General features: G+C 55.3%; 14 protein-coding genes, 4 tRNA genes and 1 rRNA gene. All 19 read right to left on the bottom strand.

The features are described 5' to 3' along the window. Positions 1 to 8: 8 nt before the first annotated feature. Positions 9 to 2,114, bottom strand: coding sequence for an elongation factor G (fusA, locus tag BLQ09_RS18440; RefSeq protein ID WP_003210087.1), 2,106 nt, complete (start codon positions 2,112 to 2,114; stop codon positions 9 to 11). A 30-nt stretch (positions 2,115 to 2,144) separates the two neighbouring features. After that, a complete protein-coding gene (gene rpsG / locus BLQ09_RS18435; RefSeq protein ID WP_002555493.1) occupies positions 2,145 to 2,615 on the bottom strand; it encodes a 30S ribosomal protein S7 in 471 nt (156 codons plus the stop codon). Between the two features lie 118 nt (positions 2,616 to 2,733). Next, positions 2,734 to 3,105, bottom strand: a complete 372-nt coding sequence (rpsL, locus tag BLQ09_RS18430; protein ID WP_002555494.1) for a 30S ribosomal protein S12 — start codon at positions 3,103 to 3,105, stop codon at positions 2,734 to 2,736. A gap of 216 nt (positions 3,106 to 3,321) precedes the next feature. After that, entirely contained in the window at positions 3,322 to 7,521 is a 4,200-nt protein-coding gene (rpoC, locus tag BLQ09_RS18425) for a DNA-directed RNA polymerase subunit beta' (protein WP_027605165.1), read from the bottom strand. Positions 7,522 to 7,585: 64 nt separating this feature from the next. After that, entirely contained in the window at positions 7,586 to 11,659 is a 4,074-nt protein-coding gene (gene rpoB, locus BLQ09_RS18420; protein WP_027605164.1) for a DNA-directed RNA polymerase subunit beta, read from the bottom strand. A gap of 219 nt (positions 11,660 to 11,878) precedes the next feature. Further along, positions 11,879 to 12,244, bottom strand: coding sequence for a 50S ribosomal protein L7/L12 (rplL, locus tag BLQ09_RS18415; protein WP_027605163.1), 366 nt, complete (start codon positions 12,242 to 12,244; stop codon positions 11,879 to 11,881). Positions 12,245 to 12,322: 78 nt separating this feature from the next. Continuing rightward, entirely contained in the window at positions 12,323 to 12,823 is a 501-nt protein-coding gene (gene rplJ, locus BLQ09_RS18410) for a 50S ribosomal protein L10 (protein WP_003176433.1), read from the bottom strand. 199 nt (positions 12,824 to 13,022) lie between these two features. Beyond that, positions 13,023 to 13,718, bottom strand: a complete 696-nt coding sequence (rplA, locus tag BLQ09_RS18405; RefSeq protein ID WP_003176434.1) for a 50S ribosomal protein L1 — start codon at positions 13,716 to 13,718, stop codon at positions 13,023 to 13,025. After that, the gene (rplK, locus tag BLQ09_RS18400) at positions 13,718 to 14,149 is read right to left on the bottom strand and encodes a 50S ribosomal protein L11 (RefSeq protein ID WP_003176435.1); all 432 of its coding nucleotides are present in this window, start codon (positions 14,147 to 14,149) and stop codon (positions 13,718 to 13,720) included. The genes rplA and rplK overlap by 1 nt, the downstream gene beginning before the upstream one ends. A gap of 117 nt (positions 14,150 to 14,266) precedes the next feature. Beyond that, positions 14,267 to 14,800, bottom strand: coding sequence for a transcription termination/antitermination protein NusG (gene nusG / locus BLQ09_RS18395; RefSeq protein WP_003176436.1), 534 nt, complete (start codon positions 14,798 to 14,800; stop codon positions 14,267 to 14,269). A 9-nt stretch (positions 14,801 to 14,809) separates the two neighbouring features. Continuing rightward, complete coding sequence (gene secE / locus BLQ09_RS18390; RefSeq protein WP_027605162.1) at positions 14,810 to 15,178, bottom strand: preprotein translocase subunit SecE; 369 nt, start codon at positions 15,176 to 15,178, stop codon at positions 14,810 to 14,812. Positions 15,179 to 15,223: 45 nt separating this feature from the next. Continuing rightward, positions 15,224 to 15,299 (bottom strand) — tRNA-Trp (locus BLQ09_RS18385). A 159-nt stretch (positions 15,300 to 15,458) separates the two neighbouring features. Continuing rightward, positions 15,459 to 15,534, bottom strand: a tRNA-Thr gene (locus tag BLQ09_RS18380). A gap of 26 nt (positions 15,535 to 15,560) precedes the next feature. Beyond that, positions 15,561 to 15,634: transfer RNA gene (locus BLQ09_RS18375), tRNA-Gly, on the bottom strand. Between the two features lie 24 nt (positions 15,635 to 15,658). After that, positions 15,659 to 15,743: transfer RNA gene (locus tag BLQ09_RS18370), tRNA-Tyr, on the bottom strand. Between the two features lie 142 nt (positions 15,744 to 15,885). After that, entirely contained in the window at positions 15,886 to 16,332 is a 447-nt protein-coding gene (locus BLQ09_RS18365) for a hypothetical protein (RefSeq protein ID WP_092358181.1), read from the bottom strand. A 7-nt stretch (positions 16,333 to 16,339) separates the two neighbouring features. Further along, entirely contained in the window at positions 16,340 to 17,089 is a 750-nt protein-coding gene (locus BLQ09_RS18360) for a pantothenate kinase (protein ID WP_092358179.1), read from the bottom strand. After that, the gene (gene birA / locus BLQ09_RS18355; protein WP_092358177.1) at positions 17,079 to 18,038 is read right to left on the bottom strand and encodes a bifunctional biotin--[acetyl-CoA-carboxylase] ligase/biotin operon repressor BirA; all 960 of its coding nucleotides are present in this window, start codon (positions 18,036 to 18,038) and stop codon (positions 17,079 to 17,081) included. The genes BLQ09_RS18360 and birA overlap by 11 nt, the downstream gene beginning before the upstream one ends. Before the next feature lie 162 nt (positions 18,039 to 18,200). Beyond that, a 5S ribosomal RNA gene (gene rrf / locus BLQ09_RS18350) occupies positions 18,201 to 18,316 on the bottom strand. Between the last annotated feature and the right edge of the window lie 154 nt (positions 18,317 to 18,470).

The following is an 18,470-nucleotide window of genomic DNA, read 5'->3' as shown; positions in this document are numbered from 1 at the left end:
GGACTGAATCAGCCTTGTTTTTTGGATACAGTTTCAGCGATGTGCGCCGGAGCTGTGTTGTATTTTTTGAATTCCATAGAGTAGCTTGCGCGACCCTGGGACATGGAGCGAACGTCGGTCGCATAACCGAACATCTCACCCAACGGAACCTCGGCGCGAATCACTTTGCCGGAAACCGTGTCTTCCATACCCAAGATCATGCCGCGACGACGGTTAAGGTCGCCCATGACATCACCCATATAGTCTTCAGGTGTAACAACTTCTACCGCCATGATTGGCTCAAGCAACTCACCACCGCCCTTCTGGGCCAGTTGCTTGGTTGCCATGGAAGCAGCCACCTTAAACGCCATCTCGTTGGAGTCGACGTCGTGGTAAGAACCGTCAAAAACGGTTGCTTTCAGGCCGATCAGCGGATAGCCGGCAACAACACCGTTCTTCATCTGCTCTTCGATACCCTTCTGGATAGCAGGGATGTATTCCTTAGGAACAACACCACCCACTACTTCGTTCACGAATTGCAGACCTTCCTGACCTTCGTCAGCAGGAGCAAAACGGATCCAGCAGTGACCGAACTGACCACGACCGCCGGACTGACGAACGAACTTGCCTTCGATTTCACAGTTTTTCGTGATGCGCTCACGATAGGAAACCTGAGGCTTACCGATGTTGGCTTCGACGTTGAACTCACGGCGCATCCGGTCAACCAGGATGTCCAGGTGCAACTCGCCCATGCCAGAGATGATCGTTTGACCAGTCTCTTCATCAGTTTTGACGCGGAAAGATGGATCTTCCTGAGCAAGCTTGCCCAGAGCGATACCCATTTTTTCCTGGTCATCCTTGGTCTTAGGCTCTACGGCAACCGAAATAACCGGCTCCGGGAAGTCCATGCGAACCAGGATGATTGGCTTGGCAGCGTCGCACAAAGTCTCACCAGTGGTGACGTCCTTCATGCCGATCAAGGCCGCGATGTCACCAGCGCGCACTTCCTTGATCTCTTCACGGGCGTTTGCGTGCATTTGCACCATACGACCCACACGCTCTTTCTTGCCTTTGACCGAGTTGATCACGCCGTCGCCGGAGGCCAACACGCCCGAGTAAACGCGGACGAAGGTCAGAGTACCCACGAATGGGTCGGTAGCGATCTTGAACGCCAGAGCCGAGAACGGCTCGCTGTCGTCAGCATGACGCTCCATCTCTTCTTCCTCATTATCAGGGTTGGTACCCTTGATAGCAGGAATGTCAGTAGGAGCAGGCAGGTAGTCGATCACGGCGTCGAGAACCAGGGGAACACCCTTGTTCTTGAAGGAAGAACCGCAAACAGCCAAGACGATCTCACCAGCGATAGTACGCTGACGCAGAGCGGCCTTGATTTCCACGTTGGTGAGTTCTTCACCTTCGAGGTACTTGTTCATCAGCTCTTCGCTGGCTTCGGCGGCAGCCTCAACCATGTTGTTGCGCCACTCGTCAGCCAGTTCCTGCAATTCTGCAGGGATAGGCTTGCGAACAGGAACCATACCCTTGTCAGCGTCATTCCAGTAGACCGCTTCCATGTTGATCAGATCGATCTGGCCCTGGAAGTTGTCTTCGGAACCGATAGCCAATTGGATTGGCACCGGAGTGTGACCCAGACGCTGCTTGATCTGACCGATCACGCGCAGGAAGTTGGCACCAGCACGGTCCATCTTGTTTACATAAACAAGACGTGGAACGCCGTATTTGTTGGCTTGACGCCATACGGTTTCCGACTGAGGCTCGACACCCGAGGTACCGCAGAACACAACGACAGCGCCGTCGAGTACGCGCAGGGAACGTTCAACTTCAATAGTGAAGTCTACGTGGCCTGGGGTATCGATAACGTTGAAGCGGTGCTCATCTTTGTACTGCTTCTCGGAACCTTTCCAGAAGGCGGTAATAGCAGCAGAAGTAATGGTAATACCACGCTCCTGCTCCTGAACCATCCAGTCTGTGGTCGCGGCGCCATCATGCACCTCGCCCATTTTGTGACTTTTGCCGGTGTAAAACAGTACGCGCTCGGTGGTGGTGGTTTTACCAGCATCCACGTGAGCAACGATACCGATGTTACGGTAGCGGCTAATCGGAGTAGTACGAGCCATAAAGCCCTCGCAAAATTAGTGAAGCTAAGATTAGAAGCGGTAGTGCGAGAAAGCTTTGTTAGCTTCAGCCATACGGTGCACGTCTTCACGCTTCTTAACAGCAGCACCTTTACCTTCAGCAGCGTCCAACAGTTCGCCGGCCAAACGCAGAGCCATAGACTTCTCGCCGCGCTTACGGGCGAAGTCTACCAACCAGCGCATTGCCAGAGCGTTACGACGGGACGGACGAACTTCGACCGGAACCTGGTAAGTAGCACCGCCTACACGGCGCGACTTCACTTCGACCAGCGGAGCGATGGCGTCGAGAGCTTTCTCGAAGATTTCCAGGGGGTCGCTGTTCTTGCGTTCTTTAACCTTTTCCAGCGCGCCATAAACGATACGCTCGGCAACGGCTTTCTTGCCGCTTTCCATCACGTGGTTCATGAACTTGGCCAGAATTTGGCTTCCGTATTTTGGATCGTCAAGCACTTCGCGCTTGGCTGCTACGCGTCTTCTTGGCATGGATAAGCCCTCAAACGGTCTTCAGGTTCGCTCGGAATCGGTGCCCTTTCGGGACGCCTCCGACCTTACTCTTATCGACTCAGAAAATAAGATGATTCAGTTTTACAAAAAGCCGCTACTACTTAGGCTTCTTGGTACCGTACTTCGAACGACCCTGGTTACGACCTTTAACGCCGGAAGTATCCAAGGAGCCGCGTACGGTGTGATAACGAACACCTGGCAAGTCTTTTACACGACCGCCGCGGATCAGTACCACGCTGTGCTCTTGCAGGTTGTGGCCTTCACCGCCGATGTACGAGGAAACCTCGAAACCGTTGGTCAGGCGCACACGGCATACTTTACGCAGTGCCGAGTTAGGTTTTTTCGGCGTGGTGGTATACACACGGGTGCATACGCCACGACGTTGCGGGCAGTTCTGCAGCGCAGGCACGTCGGATTTCTCGACGATACGCTTACGCGGCTGACGTACCAGCTGGTTGATAGTTGCCATCTACTAGCTCCACTGTTGTCTTGCGACGCTATTGTCTTGCAAGAAAAGCAAAATGGCAGGAACGAATTCCCGCCAAATTTAGGGGTACAAGAGTCTAAAGAGGATCTTGCCCCCAGTCAAGGCAAGGCCCCGACCTCCCCTCCCGTCGAACCCGGGCAAAACTGCCTTGATCCGACGAATGGGGCTGCCAGGGCCCAGACTTATTTACCGCAGAACTCAGTTACCGCTTGAGTTCAGTGCTTCGGTCAGTGCAGCTTCCACTTCACTGGCGCTTACGCGCAACGGCTTGTCAGCATCACGGCGACGCTTACGCTCGCTGTGGTAAGCCAAACCGGTACCAGCCGGGATCAGACGACCCACGACCACGTTCTCTTTCAGGCCGCGCAGGTAATCGCGCTTGCCGGTTACCGCTGCCTCGGTCAGTACGCGAGTGGTCTCCTGGAAGGAGGCCGCCGAGATGAACGACTCAGTGGACAACGACGCCTTGGTGATACCCAGCAGTACGCGAGTGAACTTGGAAACGAATTTCTCGTCGCCAGCCAGACGCTCGTTTTCCACCAGCACGTGAGTCAGTTCCATCTGGTCGCCCTTGATGAAACTGGAATCGCCGGATTCAGCGATCTCAACTTTACGCAGCATCTGACGCAGGATGGTCTCGATGTGCTTATCGTTGATCTTCACGCCTTGCAGGCGGTAAACGTCCTGGATCTCGTTGACGATGTACTTGGCCAGCGCACTCACACCCAGCAGACGCAGGATGTCGTGTGGATCGCTCGGGCCGTCGGAGATCACTTCGCCGCGGTTTACCTGTTCGCCTTCGAACACGTTCAGGTGACGCCACTTTGGAATCAGCTCTTCGTACGGATCGGTACCGTCGTTCGGGGTAATGACCAGACGGCGCTTGCCCTTGGTTTCTTTACCGAACGCGATGGTGCCGCTGACTTCTGCAAGGATCGACGCTTCTTTCGGACGACGAGCTTCGAACAAGTCGGCAACACGCGGCAGACCACCGGTGATGTCACGGGTCTTCGAAGTCTCTTGCGGGATACGCGCGATAACATCACCGATCGCGATCTTCGCACCATCCGCTACACCGACCAGGGCGTTGGCTGGCAGGAAGTACTGAGCGATTACGTCAGTGCCTGGCAGCAACAGATCCTTGCCGTTGTCGTCGACCATCTTCACAGCAGGACGGATGTCCTTACCGGCAGCTGGACGATCTTTCGCGTCGAGTACTTCAATGTTGGTCATACCGGTCAATTCGTCAGTCTGACGCTTGATCGTGATGCCTTCTTCCATGCCCACGTAGGTCACGGTACCTTTCATTTCGGTAACGATTGGGTGAGTGTGCGGATCCCACTTGGCCACGATTGCGCCAGCGTCGACCTTGTCACCTTCTTTAACCGAAATCACAGCACCGTACGGCAGCTTGTAGCGCTCACGCTCACGACCATAGTCATCAGCGATTGCCAGCTCACCGGAACGGGACACAGCAACCAGGTGACCATCCACTCGCTCAACGTGCTTCAGGTTGTGCAGGCGGACAGTACCGCCATTCTTCACCTGAACGCTGTCGGCTGCGGAGGTCCGGCTTGCCGCACCACCGATGTGGAACGTACGCATGGTCAGCTGGGTACCCGGCTCACCGATGGACTGGGCGGCAATAACGCCGACCGCTTCACCGATGTTCACCTGGTGGCCACGAGCCAAGTCACGACCGTAGCACTTGGCGCAAATGCCGTAGCGGGTTTCGCAGCTGATCGGCGAGCGAACGATCACTTCGTCGATGCTGTTGAGTTCGATGAACTCGACCCACTTCTCGTCAACCAGAGTGCCGGCAGGAACGATAACTTCCTCGGTACCTGGCTTGAATACGTCACGGGCAATAACACGACCCAGTACGCGCTCACCCAGCGGCTCTACAACGTCACCGCCTTCAATGTGCGGAGTCATCAGCAGGCCGTGCTCGGTGCCGCAGTCGATCTCGGTGACAACCAGATCTTGCGCAACGTCTACCAGACGACGCGTCAGGTAACCGGAGTTAGCGGTTTTCAACGCGGTATCCGCCAGACCTTTCCGAGCACCGTGAGTAGAGATGAAGTACTGGAGTACGCTCAAACCTTCACGGAAGTTCGCAGTAATCGGCGTTTCGATGATGGAGCCGTCCGGCTTGGCCATCAGGCCACGCATACCGGCGAGCTGACGGATCTGCGCAGCAGAACCCCGTGCGCCCGAGTCGGCCATCATGTACATCGAGTTGAAGGACTCTTGGTCAACTTCTTCGCCGTGACGGTCGATGACCTTCTCTTTCGAGAGGTTGGCCATCATCGCCTTGGACACTTCATCGTTGGCCTTGGACCAAAGGTCGATCACTTTGTTGTACTTCTCGCCCTGTGTTACCAGGCCCGAGGCGTACTGGCTTTCGATCTCTTTCACTTCATCAGTAGCTGCACTGATGATGCGGGCTTTTTCATCAGGGATAACGAAGTCGTTAACACCGATGGAAACGCCGGAAATGGTCGAATAGGCAAAACCGGTGTACATCAACTGGTCAGCGAAGATCACGGTCTCTTTCAGACCAACCACGCGATAGCATTGGTTGATCAGCTTGGAGATCGCCTTTTTCTTCATCGGCAGGTTGACGACGTCGTACGACAGGCCTTTTGGCACAACCTGGTACAACAGCGCACGGCCTACGGTGGTGTCGACAATACGGGTGCCGCTCACGCTGCCGCCATCACGGTCGTTGACCGTTTCGTTGATGCGCACCTTGACCTTGGCGTGCAGTGCGGCTTCGCCGGCACGGAACACACGGTCAACTTCCTGCAGGTCAGCGAACACACGACCTTCGCCTTTGGCGTTGATCGCCTCACGGGTCATGTAGTACAGACCCAATACAACGTCCTGCGACGGAACGATGATTGGCTCACCGTTGGCTGGCGACAGAATGTTGTTGGTCGACATCATCAACGCACGCGCTTCCAACTGGGCTTCCAGTGTCAGCGGTACGTGCACGGCCATTTGGTCGCCGTCGAAGTCGGCGTTGTACGCAGCACAGACCAGAGGGTGCAGCTGGATAGCCTTACCTTCGATCAGTACCGGTTCAAACGCCTGGATACCCAGACGGTGAAGGGTCGGTGCACGGTTGAGGAGAACCGGGTGTTCGCGAATCACTTCAGCGAGAACGTCCCAAACCTCTGGCAGCTCGCGCTCGACCATTTTCTTGGCCGCTTTGATGGTGGTCGCGAGACCGCGCATTTCCAGCTTGCCGAAGATGAATGGCTTGAACAGTTCAAGTGCCATCTTCTTAGGCAGACCGCACTGGTGCAGACGCAGGGTCGGGCCTACGGTAATTACCGAACGACCAGAGTAGTCAACACGCTTACCGAGCAAGTTCTGACGGAAACGACCTTGCTTACCCTTGATCATGTCAGCCAAGGATTTCAGAGGACGCTTGTTGGAACCGGTGATAGCGCGGCCACGACGACCGTTGTCGAGCAGGGCATCGACAGCTTCCTGCAACATACGCTTTTCGTTGCGCACGATGATGTCCGGAGCGGACAGATCGAGCAGGCGCTTCAAGCGGTTGTTACGGTTGATCACACGGCGGTACAGGTCGTTGAGGTCGGAAGTCGCGAAACGACCACCATCCAACGGCACCAGCGGACGCAGATCTGGCGGCAGAACCGGCAAAACGGTCAGCACCATCCACTCTGGCAGGTTGCCGGAACCCTGGAAGGCTTCCATCAACTTCAGACGCTTGGACAGCTTCTTGATCTTGGTTTCGGAGTTGGTTTGCGGAATTTCTTCGCGCAGACGACCAATCTCGTGCTCCAGGTCGATAGCGTGCAGCAGTTCGCGGACAGCTTCGGCACCCATGCGGGCATCGAAATCATCACCGAACTCTTCCAACGCCTCGAAGTACTGCTCGTCGTTCAGCAGCTGACCTTTTTCAAGGGTAGTCATGCCTGGATCGATAACGACATAGCTCTCGAAGTAGAGAACGCGTTCGATATCACGCAGGGTCATGTCCATCAGCAAGCCGATACGGGACGGCAGCGATTTCAGGAACCAGATATGGGCAACCGGCGAAGCCAGCTCGATGTGCGCCATGCGCTCACGACGAACCTTGGCCAGCGCAACTTCAACGCCACACTTCTCGCAGATCACACCACGGTGCTTCAAGCGCTTGTACTTACCGCACAGGCACTCGTAATCCTTTACCGGGCCAAAGATCTTGGCGCAGAACAGGCCGTCACGCTCAGGTTTGAACGTACGGTAGTTGATGGTTTCCGGCTTTTTAACTTCACCGAACGACCACGAACGGATCATCTCAGGCGATGCCAATCCAATACGGATGGCGTCGAACTCTTCGACTTGACCCTGGTTTTTCAGCAAATTCAGTAGGTCTTTCAAGGCCTTTCCTCCTGGCGGAGCAGAGAGCGGGCTAAACAGCCCCGCTCTCGATTCGCGTCACGTGTTATTCGGTTTCCAGATCGATATCGATGCCGAGGGAACGAATTTCTTTGATCAACACGTTGAAGGACTCGGGCATGCCCGGCTCCATACGGTGATCGCCATCCACGATGTTTTTGTACATCTTGGTACGACCGTTCACATCGTCCGACTTCACTGTGAGCATTTCTTGCAGAGTGTAAGCAGCACCGTATGCTTCCAGTGCCCAGACCTCCATCTCCCCGAAACGCTGACCACCGAACTGAGCCTTACCACCCAGCGGCTGCTGGGTAACCAGGCTGTACGAACCGGTAGAACGAGCGTGCATCTTGTCGTCTACCAAGTGGTTCAGCTTCAGCATGTACATGTAGCCAACAGTAACCGGGCGCTCGAACTTGTTGCCGGTACGGCCGTCGAACAGCTGCATCTGGCCGCTTTCTGGCAGGTCTGCCAGTTTCAGCATGGCCTTGATTTCGCTTTCCTTGGCACCGTCGAACACCGGGGTAGCCATTGGAACGCCACCGCGCAGGTTCTTCGCCAGATCCAGGATTTCCTGGTCGGAGAAGGTATCCAGCTCTTCCTTACGACCGCCGATCTCGTTGTAGATCTCGTGCAGGAACTTACGCAGGTCAGCAACCTTGCGCTGCTCTTCGATCATACGATTGATCTTCTCGCCCAGACCTTTGGCCGCGAGGCCAAGGTGGGTTTCAAGGATCTGACCAACGTTCATACGCGAAGGTACGCCCAACGGGTTGAGGACGACGTCGACCGGGGTGCCATTGGCATCGTGCGGCATGTCTTCAACCGGCATGATCACGGAGACCACACCTTTGTTACCGTGACGACCGGCCATCTTGTCGCCCGGCTGGATGCGGCGACGGATTGCCAGGTAAACCTTGACGATTTTCAGCACGCCTGGAGCCAGGTCATCGCCCTGCTGCAGTTTGCGCTTCTTGTCTTCGAACTTGTCGTCCAGCAGACGGCGACGATCAACGATATAGGCCTGGGCCTTCTCGAGCTGCTCATTAAGAGCATCTTCAGCCATGCGCAGTTTGAACCACTGGCCGTGCTCAAGACCGTCGAGGATTTCGTCGGTGATGTCCTGACCTTTCTTCAGACCTGCGCCGCCTTCAGCCTTGTGGCCTACCAGGGCGGAACGCAGACGTTCGAAGGTCGCGCCCTCAACGATACGGAACTCTTCGTTGAGGTCCTTGCGGATCTCGTCGAGCTGGGTCTTCTCGATGGACAGTGCACGAGCATCACGCTCGACGCCGTCACGGGTGAAGACCTGTACGTCGATGACAGTACCCTTGGTACCGGTAGGTACACGCAGGGAAGTGTCTTTAACGTCGCTGGCTTTTTCACCGAAGATGGCACGCAGCAGCTTCTCTTCCGGAGTCAGTTGGGTCTCGCCTTTCGGAGTGACCTTACCAACCAGGATGTCGCCCGCACCCACCTCAGCACCTACGTAAACGATACCGGCTTCGTCCAGCTTGTTCAGTGCAGCTTCACCCACGTTCGGGATGTCTGCAGTGATTTCCTCTGGCCCAAGCTTGGTGTCACGCGCCACACAGGTCAGTTCCTGAATGTGGATCGTGGTGAAGCGATCTTCTTGAACCACACGCTCGGACAGGCAGATGGAGTCTTCGAAGTTGAAGCCGTTCCATGCCATGAACGCGATGCGCATGTTCTGACCCAGAGCCAATTCACCCATATCGGTGGACGGACCGTCAGCCATGATGTCGCTACGCTGAACGCGATCACCCTTGCGCACCAGCGGACGCTGGTTGATGCAAGTGTTCTGGTTCGAGCGGGTGTATTTGGTCAGGTTGTAGATGTCGACACCGGCTTCACCGGTTTCAACTTCGTCATCAGCAACACGAACCACGATACGGCTGGCATCAACGGAATCGATCACGCCGCCACGACGAGCCACGACGCAAACGCCGGAGTCACGGGCTACGTTACGCTCCATGCCGGTACCTACCAGCGGCTTGTCGGCACGCAGGGTCGGTACAGCTTGACGCTGCATGTTGGAACCCATCAACGCACGGTTGGCGTCATCGTGTTCCAGGAACGGGATCAGCGACGCTGCGACCGAAACTACCTGCTTCGGCGATACGTCCATCAAGGTGACGTCTTCCGGCGCCTTGACGGTGAACTCGTTCAGGTGACGAACAGCTACCAGCTCGTCGATCAGGACCTTCTTGTCGTTCATCGTGGCCGAAGCCTGAGCGATCACGTGATCAGCTTCTTCGATGGCGGACAGGAACACGATCTCGTCGGTAACCAGGGCGTCTTTCACCACACGGTACGGGCTCTCAAGGAAGCCGTACTGGTTGGTGCGCGCATAGGCGGCCAGGGAGTTGATCAGACCGATGTTCGGGCCTTCCGGCGTTTCGATTGGGCATACACGACCGTAGTGAGTCGGGTGTACGTCACGCACTTCAAAGCCAGCACGCTCACGGGTCAGACCGCCCGGGCCCAGTGCGGAAACACGGCGCTTGTGGGTGATCTCGGAAAGCGGGTTGTTCTGGTCCATGAACTGCGAGAGCTGGCTGGAACCGAAGAACTCTTTCACCGCCGCAGCCACTGGCTTGGCGTTGATCAGGTCTTGCGGCATCAGGCCTTCGCTTTCAGCCATCGACAGACGCTCTTTGACCGCACGCTCAACACGCACAAGGCCAACGCGGAACTGGTTCTCGGCCATTTCGCCTACGCAGCGAACACGACGGTTACCCAGGTGGTCGATGTCATCGACGATGCCTTTGCCGTTACGGATGTCGACCAGAGTCTTCAGGACCGCAACGATGTCTTCCTTGCACAGCACACCCGAACCTTCGATCTCGGTGCGACCGATACGACGGTTGAACTTCATCCGGCCGACCGCAGACAGGTCGTAGCGCTCAGGGCTGAAGAACAGGTTGTTGAACAGGGTTTCTGCAGCGTCTTTGGTTGGTGGCTCGCCAGGACGCATCATGCGATAGATTTCTACCAGCGCTTCCAATTGGTTGCTGGTGGAGTCGATCTTCAGGGTGTCGGAGACGAACGGACCGCAGTCGATATCGTTGGTGTACAGGGTCTCGATGCGAACAACCTGCGCCTTGGCGATTTTGGCCAGGATCTCGGTGTTCAGCTCGGTGTTGCACTCAGCCAGGATTTCGCCTGTAGCCGGGTGAACGATGACCTTCGCGGTAGTACGGCCCAGGACATAGTCCAGGGGAACTTCCAGCTCTTTGATACCCGCTTTTTCGATCTGGTTGATGTGGCGCGCAGTGATACGACGGCCAGCCTCAACGATGACCTTGCCCTTTTCATCCTGAATGTCCAGGACAGCAATTTCACCACGCAGACGCGAAGCGATCAGCTCCAGCTTGAGGGTTTCATCCTTCAGGCTGAATACGTTGGTGGTGTAGAACGCATCCAGGACTTGCTCAGTGGTGTAGCCGAGCGCGCGCAGCAGTACCGAGGCCGGCAGCTTGCGACGACGGTCGATACGCACGAACACGCAGTCTTTCGGATCGAACTCGAAGTCCAACCACGAACCGCGGTACGGAATGATCCGCGCGGAGTACAGGAGCTTGCCGGAGCTGTGCGTCTTGCCGCGGTCGTGGTCGAAGAACACGCCCGGGGAACGGTGCAGCTGGGAAACGATAACGCGCTCGGTACCGTTGATAACGAAGGTACCGTTCTCAGTCATCAATGGGATTTCGCCCATGTAGACTTCTTGCTCTTTGATGTCCTTGATCGCTTTGTTCGACGACTCTTTGTCGAAAATGATCAGACGGACTTTTACCCGCAAAGGTACGGCGTACGTAACACCGCGCAACACGCATTCTTTGACATCAAATGCCGGTTCGCCCAGGCGATAACCGACGTACTCCAGCGCAGCATTGCCGGAGTAGCTGATGATCGGGAAAACGGATTTGAAGGCCGCATGCAGGCCCACGTCGCGGAACTGATCTTTGGTCGCTCCCGCCTGCAAGAATTCACGATACGAATCCAGCTGGATAGCCAGAAGGTACGGGACATCCATGACGTCCGGCAACTTGCTAAAGTCCTTGCGGATACGTTTTTTCTCAGTATATGAGTAAGCCATCAGCGTTCCCCAGCTTGGTCACCTGCTTGTTTGGCCCTCCCGACGGGAGCAGCCAGAAAATCTTGCAAACCCCATGGTTTGCACCACCGCATCGGGTGGCTACAGCGCGTTAATGGCGGCGACCGAGTCGACAGCCAAGAACGGAAAAAGGCCGGTGGCAAGAGCCACCAGCCATCAGCCTTCAGCTTAACGCTTGGGCTGGAGACGCAAGGTCGATGCTTACTTCAGCTCGACTTTAGCGCCTGCTTCTTCCAGAGTAGCTTTGGCTTTGTCAGCTGCTTCTTTGGCAACAGCTTCCAGAACCATGGCAGGAGCGCCGTCAACTACAGCCTTGGCTTCTTTCAGGCCCAGACCGGTCAGTTCACGTACTGCCTTGATCACGTTTACTTTCTTCTCGCCAGCTTCGGTCAGCATGACGTTGAATTCGGTTTGCTCTTCAACAACGGCAGCAGCAGCAGCTGGGCCAGCGGAAGCAGCGGCAGCGGAAACGCCGAATTTTTCTTCGAAAGCTTTGATCAGCTCAACAACCTGCAGAACCGACATTTCAGCTACGGCGTTGAGGATATCGTCTTGGGAGATAGACATTGCTGTATTTCCTGAATTGGGGGACGGCCTACGCGGCCATCGAAATAAACAAAAATACGCGAGAGAAGTTGCTCAGCCTTAGGCTGCGGCAGCTTCTTTTTGCTCGCGAACTGCAGCCAGAGTACGAGCCAGCTTGCTGGTAGCGCCTTGAATCACGCTCATCAGCTGCGAAATGGCTTCGTTGCGGGTCGGCAGTGTTGCCAGTACGTCGATTTGGTTAGCTGCGAGGAACTTGCCCTCGAACGCAGCTGCCTTGATCTCGAACTTATCCTGACTCTTAGCGAACTCTTTGAACAAACGGGCAGCAGCGCCTGGATGATCCTTGGAGAAGGCAATCAGAGTCGGGCCAGTGAACACGTCGTTGAGGACACTGTATTCAGTGTCAGCAACGGCGCGCTTGAGCAGGGTGTTACGTACAACACGTACGTATACGCCAGCTTCACGAGCCTCTTTACGGAGTCCGGTCATAGCGCCTACTGTCACACCACGGGCATCAGCCACGACAGCGGACAGAGCAGCTTTGGCAGCCTCGTTGACTTCAGCGACGATGGCCTTCTTGTCTTCGAGATTAATTGCCACGGGTTTAACTCCTGCTTGTTACCGTTTCATCTGGCCGGAGCCGGATGTCGTTTTGGTGTCTGATTCGGTAAGGAACCGGGAGCACCATCTGCGTAGGCTTGTTGGTTTAAGACTTGCGTCGCCTACGGTCTTGGATAGCCCCCGCCAGGCAGGGACCCCAATCTTTCAATTGGCGCAATCGCTTGCGCCAACTTGTGTCTTATACGTCCAGCGAGCCTTGGTCGATGACCAGGCCTGGGCCCATGGTGGTGCTCAGGGTAACGCGCTTGACGTAGATACCTTTCGAGGAAGCTGGCTTGATACGCTTCAGATCGGCGATCAGGGCTTCAACGTTCTCCTTCAGCTTGACGGCGTCGAAGCCGACCTTGCCAACGGAGGTGTGAATGATGCCGTTTTTGTCGGTACGATAACGAACCTGACCAGCCTTGGCGTTTTTAACCGCGGTAGCTACGTCTGGCGTTACGGTGCCAACCTTAGGGTTAGGCATCAGGCCACGCGGGCCCAGGATCTGACCCAACTGGCCTACAACACGCATTGCGTCCGGGGAAGCAATAACTACGTCGTAGTTCAGGTCGCCGCCTTTCATTTCGGCAGCCAGGTCGTCCATACCAACGCGGTCAGCGCCGGCGGCCAGAGCAGCTTCAGCTGCCGGGCCTTGAGTGAAGACAGCTACACGAACAGTCTTACCAGTACCGTGTGGCAGCACAGTAGCGCTACGAACGACCTGGTCAGATTTACGTGGGTCAACACCCAGGTTTACAGCAACGTCAACGGACTCGCTGAACTTGACAGTCGACAGCTCGGTCAGCAGAGCAGCAGCGTCTACAAAATTGTAGGACTTGCCCGCTTCGATTTTGCCGGCGATAGCCTTTTGGCGCTTGGTCAGCTTAGCCATTACACACCCTCCACGTTAAGGCCCATGCTACGAGCAGAACCGGCGATGGTACGCACGGCTGCATCCATATCAGCTGCAGTCAGATCCGCGTTTTTGGTTTTCGCGATTTCTTCCAGCTGAGCACGAGTTACGGTGCCAACCTTAACGGTGTTAGGACGAGCGGAACCGCTAGTCAGACCAGCAGCCTTCTTCAGCAGAACCGAAGCCGGGGTCGACTTGGTTTCGAAAGTGAAGCTACGGTCGCTGTATACAGTGATGATCACTGGAGTCGGCAGACCTGGCTCAAGACCCTGAGTACGGGCGTTGAAAGCCTTGCAGAATTCCATGATGTTCACGCCGTGCTGACCCAGGGCTGGACCAACAGGTGGGCTTGGGTTGGCCTGAGCGGCCTTCACTTGCAGCTTGATGTAAGCGGTAATCTTCTTGGCCATGAGGCACTCCAATTACGGGTTCAAGCGCCTCGAAAGGCTCCCCGGTTACTTGCGCGTTTATCCCAGTGACGACAAAACCCCACAGCCTAAGGCTGCGGGGTTGGGATGCTTACTCAGCTAGACCTTCTCGACCTGGCTGAATTCCAACTCTACCGGAGTAGAGCGACCGAAAATGAGCACCGCGACCTGGATCCGGCTCTTTTCGTAGTTAACCTCTTCGACGGTCCCGTTGAAATCAGCAAACGGACCATCTGTGACACGAACAACCTCACCCGGCTCGAACAACGTCTTCGGCTTGGGCTTGTCGCTACCGTCGGCGACACGACGCAGAATTGCTTCTGCCTCTTTGTCAGTGATCGGAGCAGGCTTATCAGCCGTACCGCCGATAAAACCCATAACACGAGGAGTGTCCTTGACCAAGTGCCAAGTACCTTCGTTCATGTCCATCTGTACCAGCACGTAGCCAGGAAAGAACTTGCGCTCACTCTTGCGCTTCTGACCATTCCGCATTTCAACCACTTCTTCAGTGGGAACCAGAATTTCGCCGAAGCCATCTTCCATGCCTGCCAGCTTTACGCGCTCCAGCAAAGAGCGCATAACATGCTTCTCGTAACCCGAGTAAGCATGCACAACGTACCAACGCTTAGCCACGGGACACCCTTAGCCAACAATCAAGGAAACAAGCCAGCCGAGCAGGGAATCAAGCCCCCACAACAGCAACGCCATAACCAGAACAACAGCCACAACAATCAACGTGGTCTGCGTGGTTTCTTGGCGAGTTGGCCAAACGACTTTACGAATTTCGGTGCGAGCTTCCTTCACCAGGACCGCGAAAGACTTGCCTTTGGCAGTCTGCAGGCCTACAAAGGCAGCTACAGCAGCAAGGGCGAGCAAAACGAGAACGCGGTACAGGATCGGCGAAGCAGAATAGTACTGGTTGCCAACAACGCCCACGACCACCAAAGCGACTACAGCGAGCCACTTGACGAGATCGAAACGAGAGCTTTGAGCTTCAGCCTTAGGAGTCATCTATGAAGATCCTGTGAAAAGAAAGCCAGACACACCACGTGAATCTGGCAGGTCAGGAGGGAATCGAACCCCCAACCTACGGTTTTGGAGACCGTCGCTCTGCCAATTGAGCTACTGACCTAAAACAAAATCAGGCCGACCATTATGCAGACCCGAAAAAGACTTTACAACAACCAACCCCCAAAGACTTGAAATCACTCAACAACAAGCGATCTGAACACCATCAAGCCGAGCCAGCCGTTAAAACAAAGGCAGATATTTTCATATCTGCCTTGTTATATGGAGCTCTTGAGCGGATTTGAACCGCTGACCTCACCCTTACCAAGGGTGTGCTCTACCAACTGAGCTACAAGAGCGAAACACCGTGCACAACCTGCAAACTTGGAGCGGGTAGCGGGAATCGAACCCGCATCATCAGCTTGGAAGGCTGAGGTTCTACCACTAAACTATACCCGCGGAGCTTGCAGCTCACGCTAAAAATGGTGGAGGGGGAAGGATTCGAACCTTCGAAGTCGTAGACGTCAGATTTACAGTCTGATCCCTTTGGCCGCTCGGGAACCCCTCCTAAGCGAGCCGGCATTCTACATCACGCCGGCCTTCTGTCAAGCATTTTCTCATTAAAAATATGAGGTTAGCTGCATTGACCTTCGCTTCGCACCTTAGACCTTAAAGGTCTTCACTGCGAAGCGGGCGCCATTCTATGCAAACTATTCGAGAGTTGCAATGCCTTCGCACAGCATTATTTTATGTTTTAACTCATTGAATTCCTTAGCAAGGTTTTCAAAGGGCAGGTCGTCAGCCAGGCGTCGGCTTTCCGGGGCAACTCGAAGCCAGTAACCTTGCGCATCAGGAGCACTCAGCAGCTGTACCTTAACCTTTATATCCAGGCTAGTGAGGCGCTGCTCGAGGAATTGCGCCTGTCGCTGGTCGGCAAAGCCACCAATGTATAAGCAAGTATTTTGCGCATCAGATGCCTTAGCCCGATCCTTGCGCATCACAGCGTCGGAAGACTCGCTCAGCAGGCGAATATCCTGCTGCGTATTCCGATAGAGGCTCAGAGGAGTCACGTCTTTAGCACGCAACGGCGCCTCTTGCTGATGCCATATGTAGTAGAAGGCGTTCAGGATCAATAAAAGCAAAAACAACCAACGCATAAACACCTCAAGATAAAGGGCACGCCATTGCCAGACCTACGAAAATCAAATCAGGAACGAGTCGAGCCTGAGGCACGGCATCCCTCACCAAATCAGCATCGCCCCCCGTCAGGAATACAGTGAAGTTATCCCCCCAATAACTTCTGGCCAGCTCAAGCTGGGTCAGCACAAACCCTCTGAGCATCAACGTACAGCCACGTTCTACAGCCTCTACGGTCGTATGCCCTGGCGATAGGCGCTCCAAGGCTCTCTCGGCAGCTGCATCGTCGTAACGTATCTTGCGCGTATGCGTGCGCAGCTGATTACGCATGAGGGGCATACCAGGACAGATGAAGCCACCTAAATGCTCACCATCACCGGCAACAAAATCTGCAGTAGCAGCCGTGCCGAAATCAAGCACCAGGCATGCGCCCGACGCCAATTTGAAGCCGCCCAGCATTGCTAACCAGCGATCAAGACCAAGACGCTCGAAATCTTCGTAACCGTTGCGCACCCCAGCCATTTCTCGCGCAGAAACAGCGCAGGAAACCGCAACGCCAAAGACCTCCACCAATGCATCAACCAGGTTTTTTGTTTCGTCCAGAGCACGAACACTCACCAACCGGCAATGTGTCAGCAACACACCAGGCAGCACTGACAGGCTTTCAATCAATGCAACATCCGAACTAGCGACACCTTCTGCAGATGCCGTCGCCCGATCCAAATCAAGTACGCGCCACTTGATGAAGCTATTCCCACAGTCGAGCTCAAGAATCATCACGCAACCTCAGGCTTAACTCACCACCACTGTATATTTTCTCAACACCACCGACACTTAAACGCAATGCCCCCTGACCGTCGATACCCAGCACCACCCCATCGACACGGTTGGCGCCCGCTATGAGTGACACCGCCTTTCCCTGCCAGGCGTGACCTTTTTCCCACTCATCCCGAAGCGATGAAAATCCTTGCGCCCTGTGTCGATCCAAGTAGCTTTGCAACTGCATGCACAGGCGCGCCACCAGAGAGTTACGATCCACTGGAGACCCCGTCTCCAACTGCAATGACGTCCATTGCTGATCAACCTCTTCAGCCTTCTGCATATTCACGTTAATACCGATGCCGAGGACAACGTGGCAAATATCCGCGGGATCCCCTACGAGTTCCAGCAAAATCCCGGCAATCTTCTTCTGCCCCACCAGGACGTCGTTTGGCCACTTCAGAGCCGCACCCCGCACTCCAGACTCACGCAACGCCTGCATTACCGCCAAGCCAACCACAAGGCTCAGGCCTTCCAGTTGTCGCGGACCATTCTCGATACGCAATAAGAGGCTGTAATACACATTCTGAGCGAACGGGCTGACCCACTTTCGACCACGTCGCCCTCTTCCCGCCGTTTGCTGCTCCGCAAGCACCAGGTACGGCGTCGCACGCTCAACCTCAACAAGTCGCAGAGCCTCGGCATTTGTCGAGTCGATGGAGTCGTAGATATGGATAGGCCACGCCAGGGAAGACGCATGCAGTGCAATCTGCTCGGAACTCAAGAAAACCAGCGGCGAAGCTAATTGATACCCCCTCCCACGAACCTTGTGGACCGGCAGATTCAATTCGGCCTCAAGATGCTGGAGCTGCTTCCAGACAGCACTGCGACTAACGCCCAGGGCTGCGCCAAGTGCTTCTCCGGAATGGAATCGGCCATCTTTTAGAAGTTCTAACAACGTCAGCATGCAAGTATCGCCTCACAATGAGGCACGCATGATAGCCATGCGCAGGGTCATTGCATAGAAAGGCCTTTAGCACTGAAGACCCTGCCGAGGCGCCTCTTCGCACTTTCCGAGCGCCCAAAACAAAACCCCATCTGCTTTCGCAAATGGGGTTTCGGAATTTAATCTTGACGATGACCTACTCTCACATGGGGAAACCCCACACTACCATCGGCGATGCATCGTTTCACTGCTGAGTTCGGGATGGGATCAGGTGGTTCCAATGCTCTATGGTCGTCAAGAAATTCGGGTACTGAGTCGTGGCCGGCTGGCCTCGCTTCAGCAAATTGGGTATGTGACAGCTGTCGGTGTTTTGTGAGATCTCGAACTTTCGGTTCATTGCGTCTTCACACACCGCAATCTGATGCTCTTTCGAGTAGTCAAATTGCTTGGGTG

It is taken from the genome of Pseudomonas sp. NFACC25 (genome assembly GCF_900100935.1).
GTDB classification, from domain to species: Bacteria; Pseudomonadota; Gammaproteobacteria; order Pseudomonadales; family Pseudomonadaceae; genus Aquipseudomonas; species Aquipseudomonas marginalis.
The sequence above is the reverse complement of the archived record's forward strand: the minus strand, read 5'-3'. Positions and strand labels throughout refer to the sequence as shown.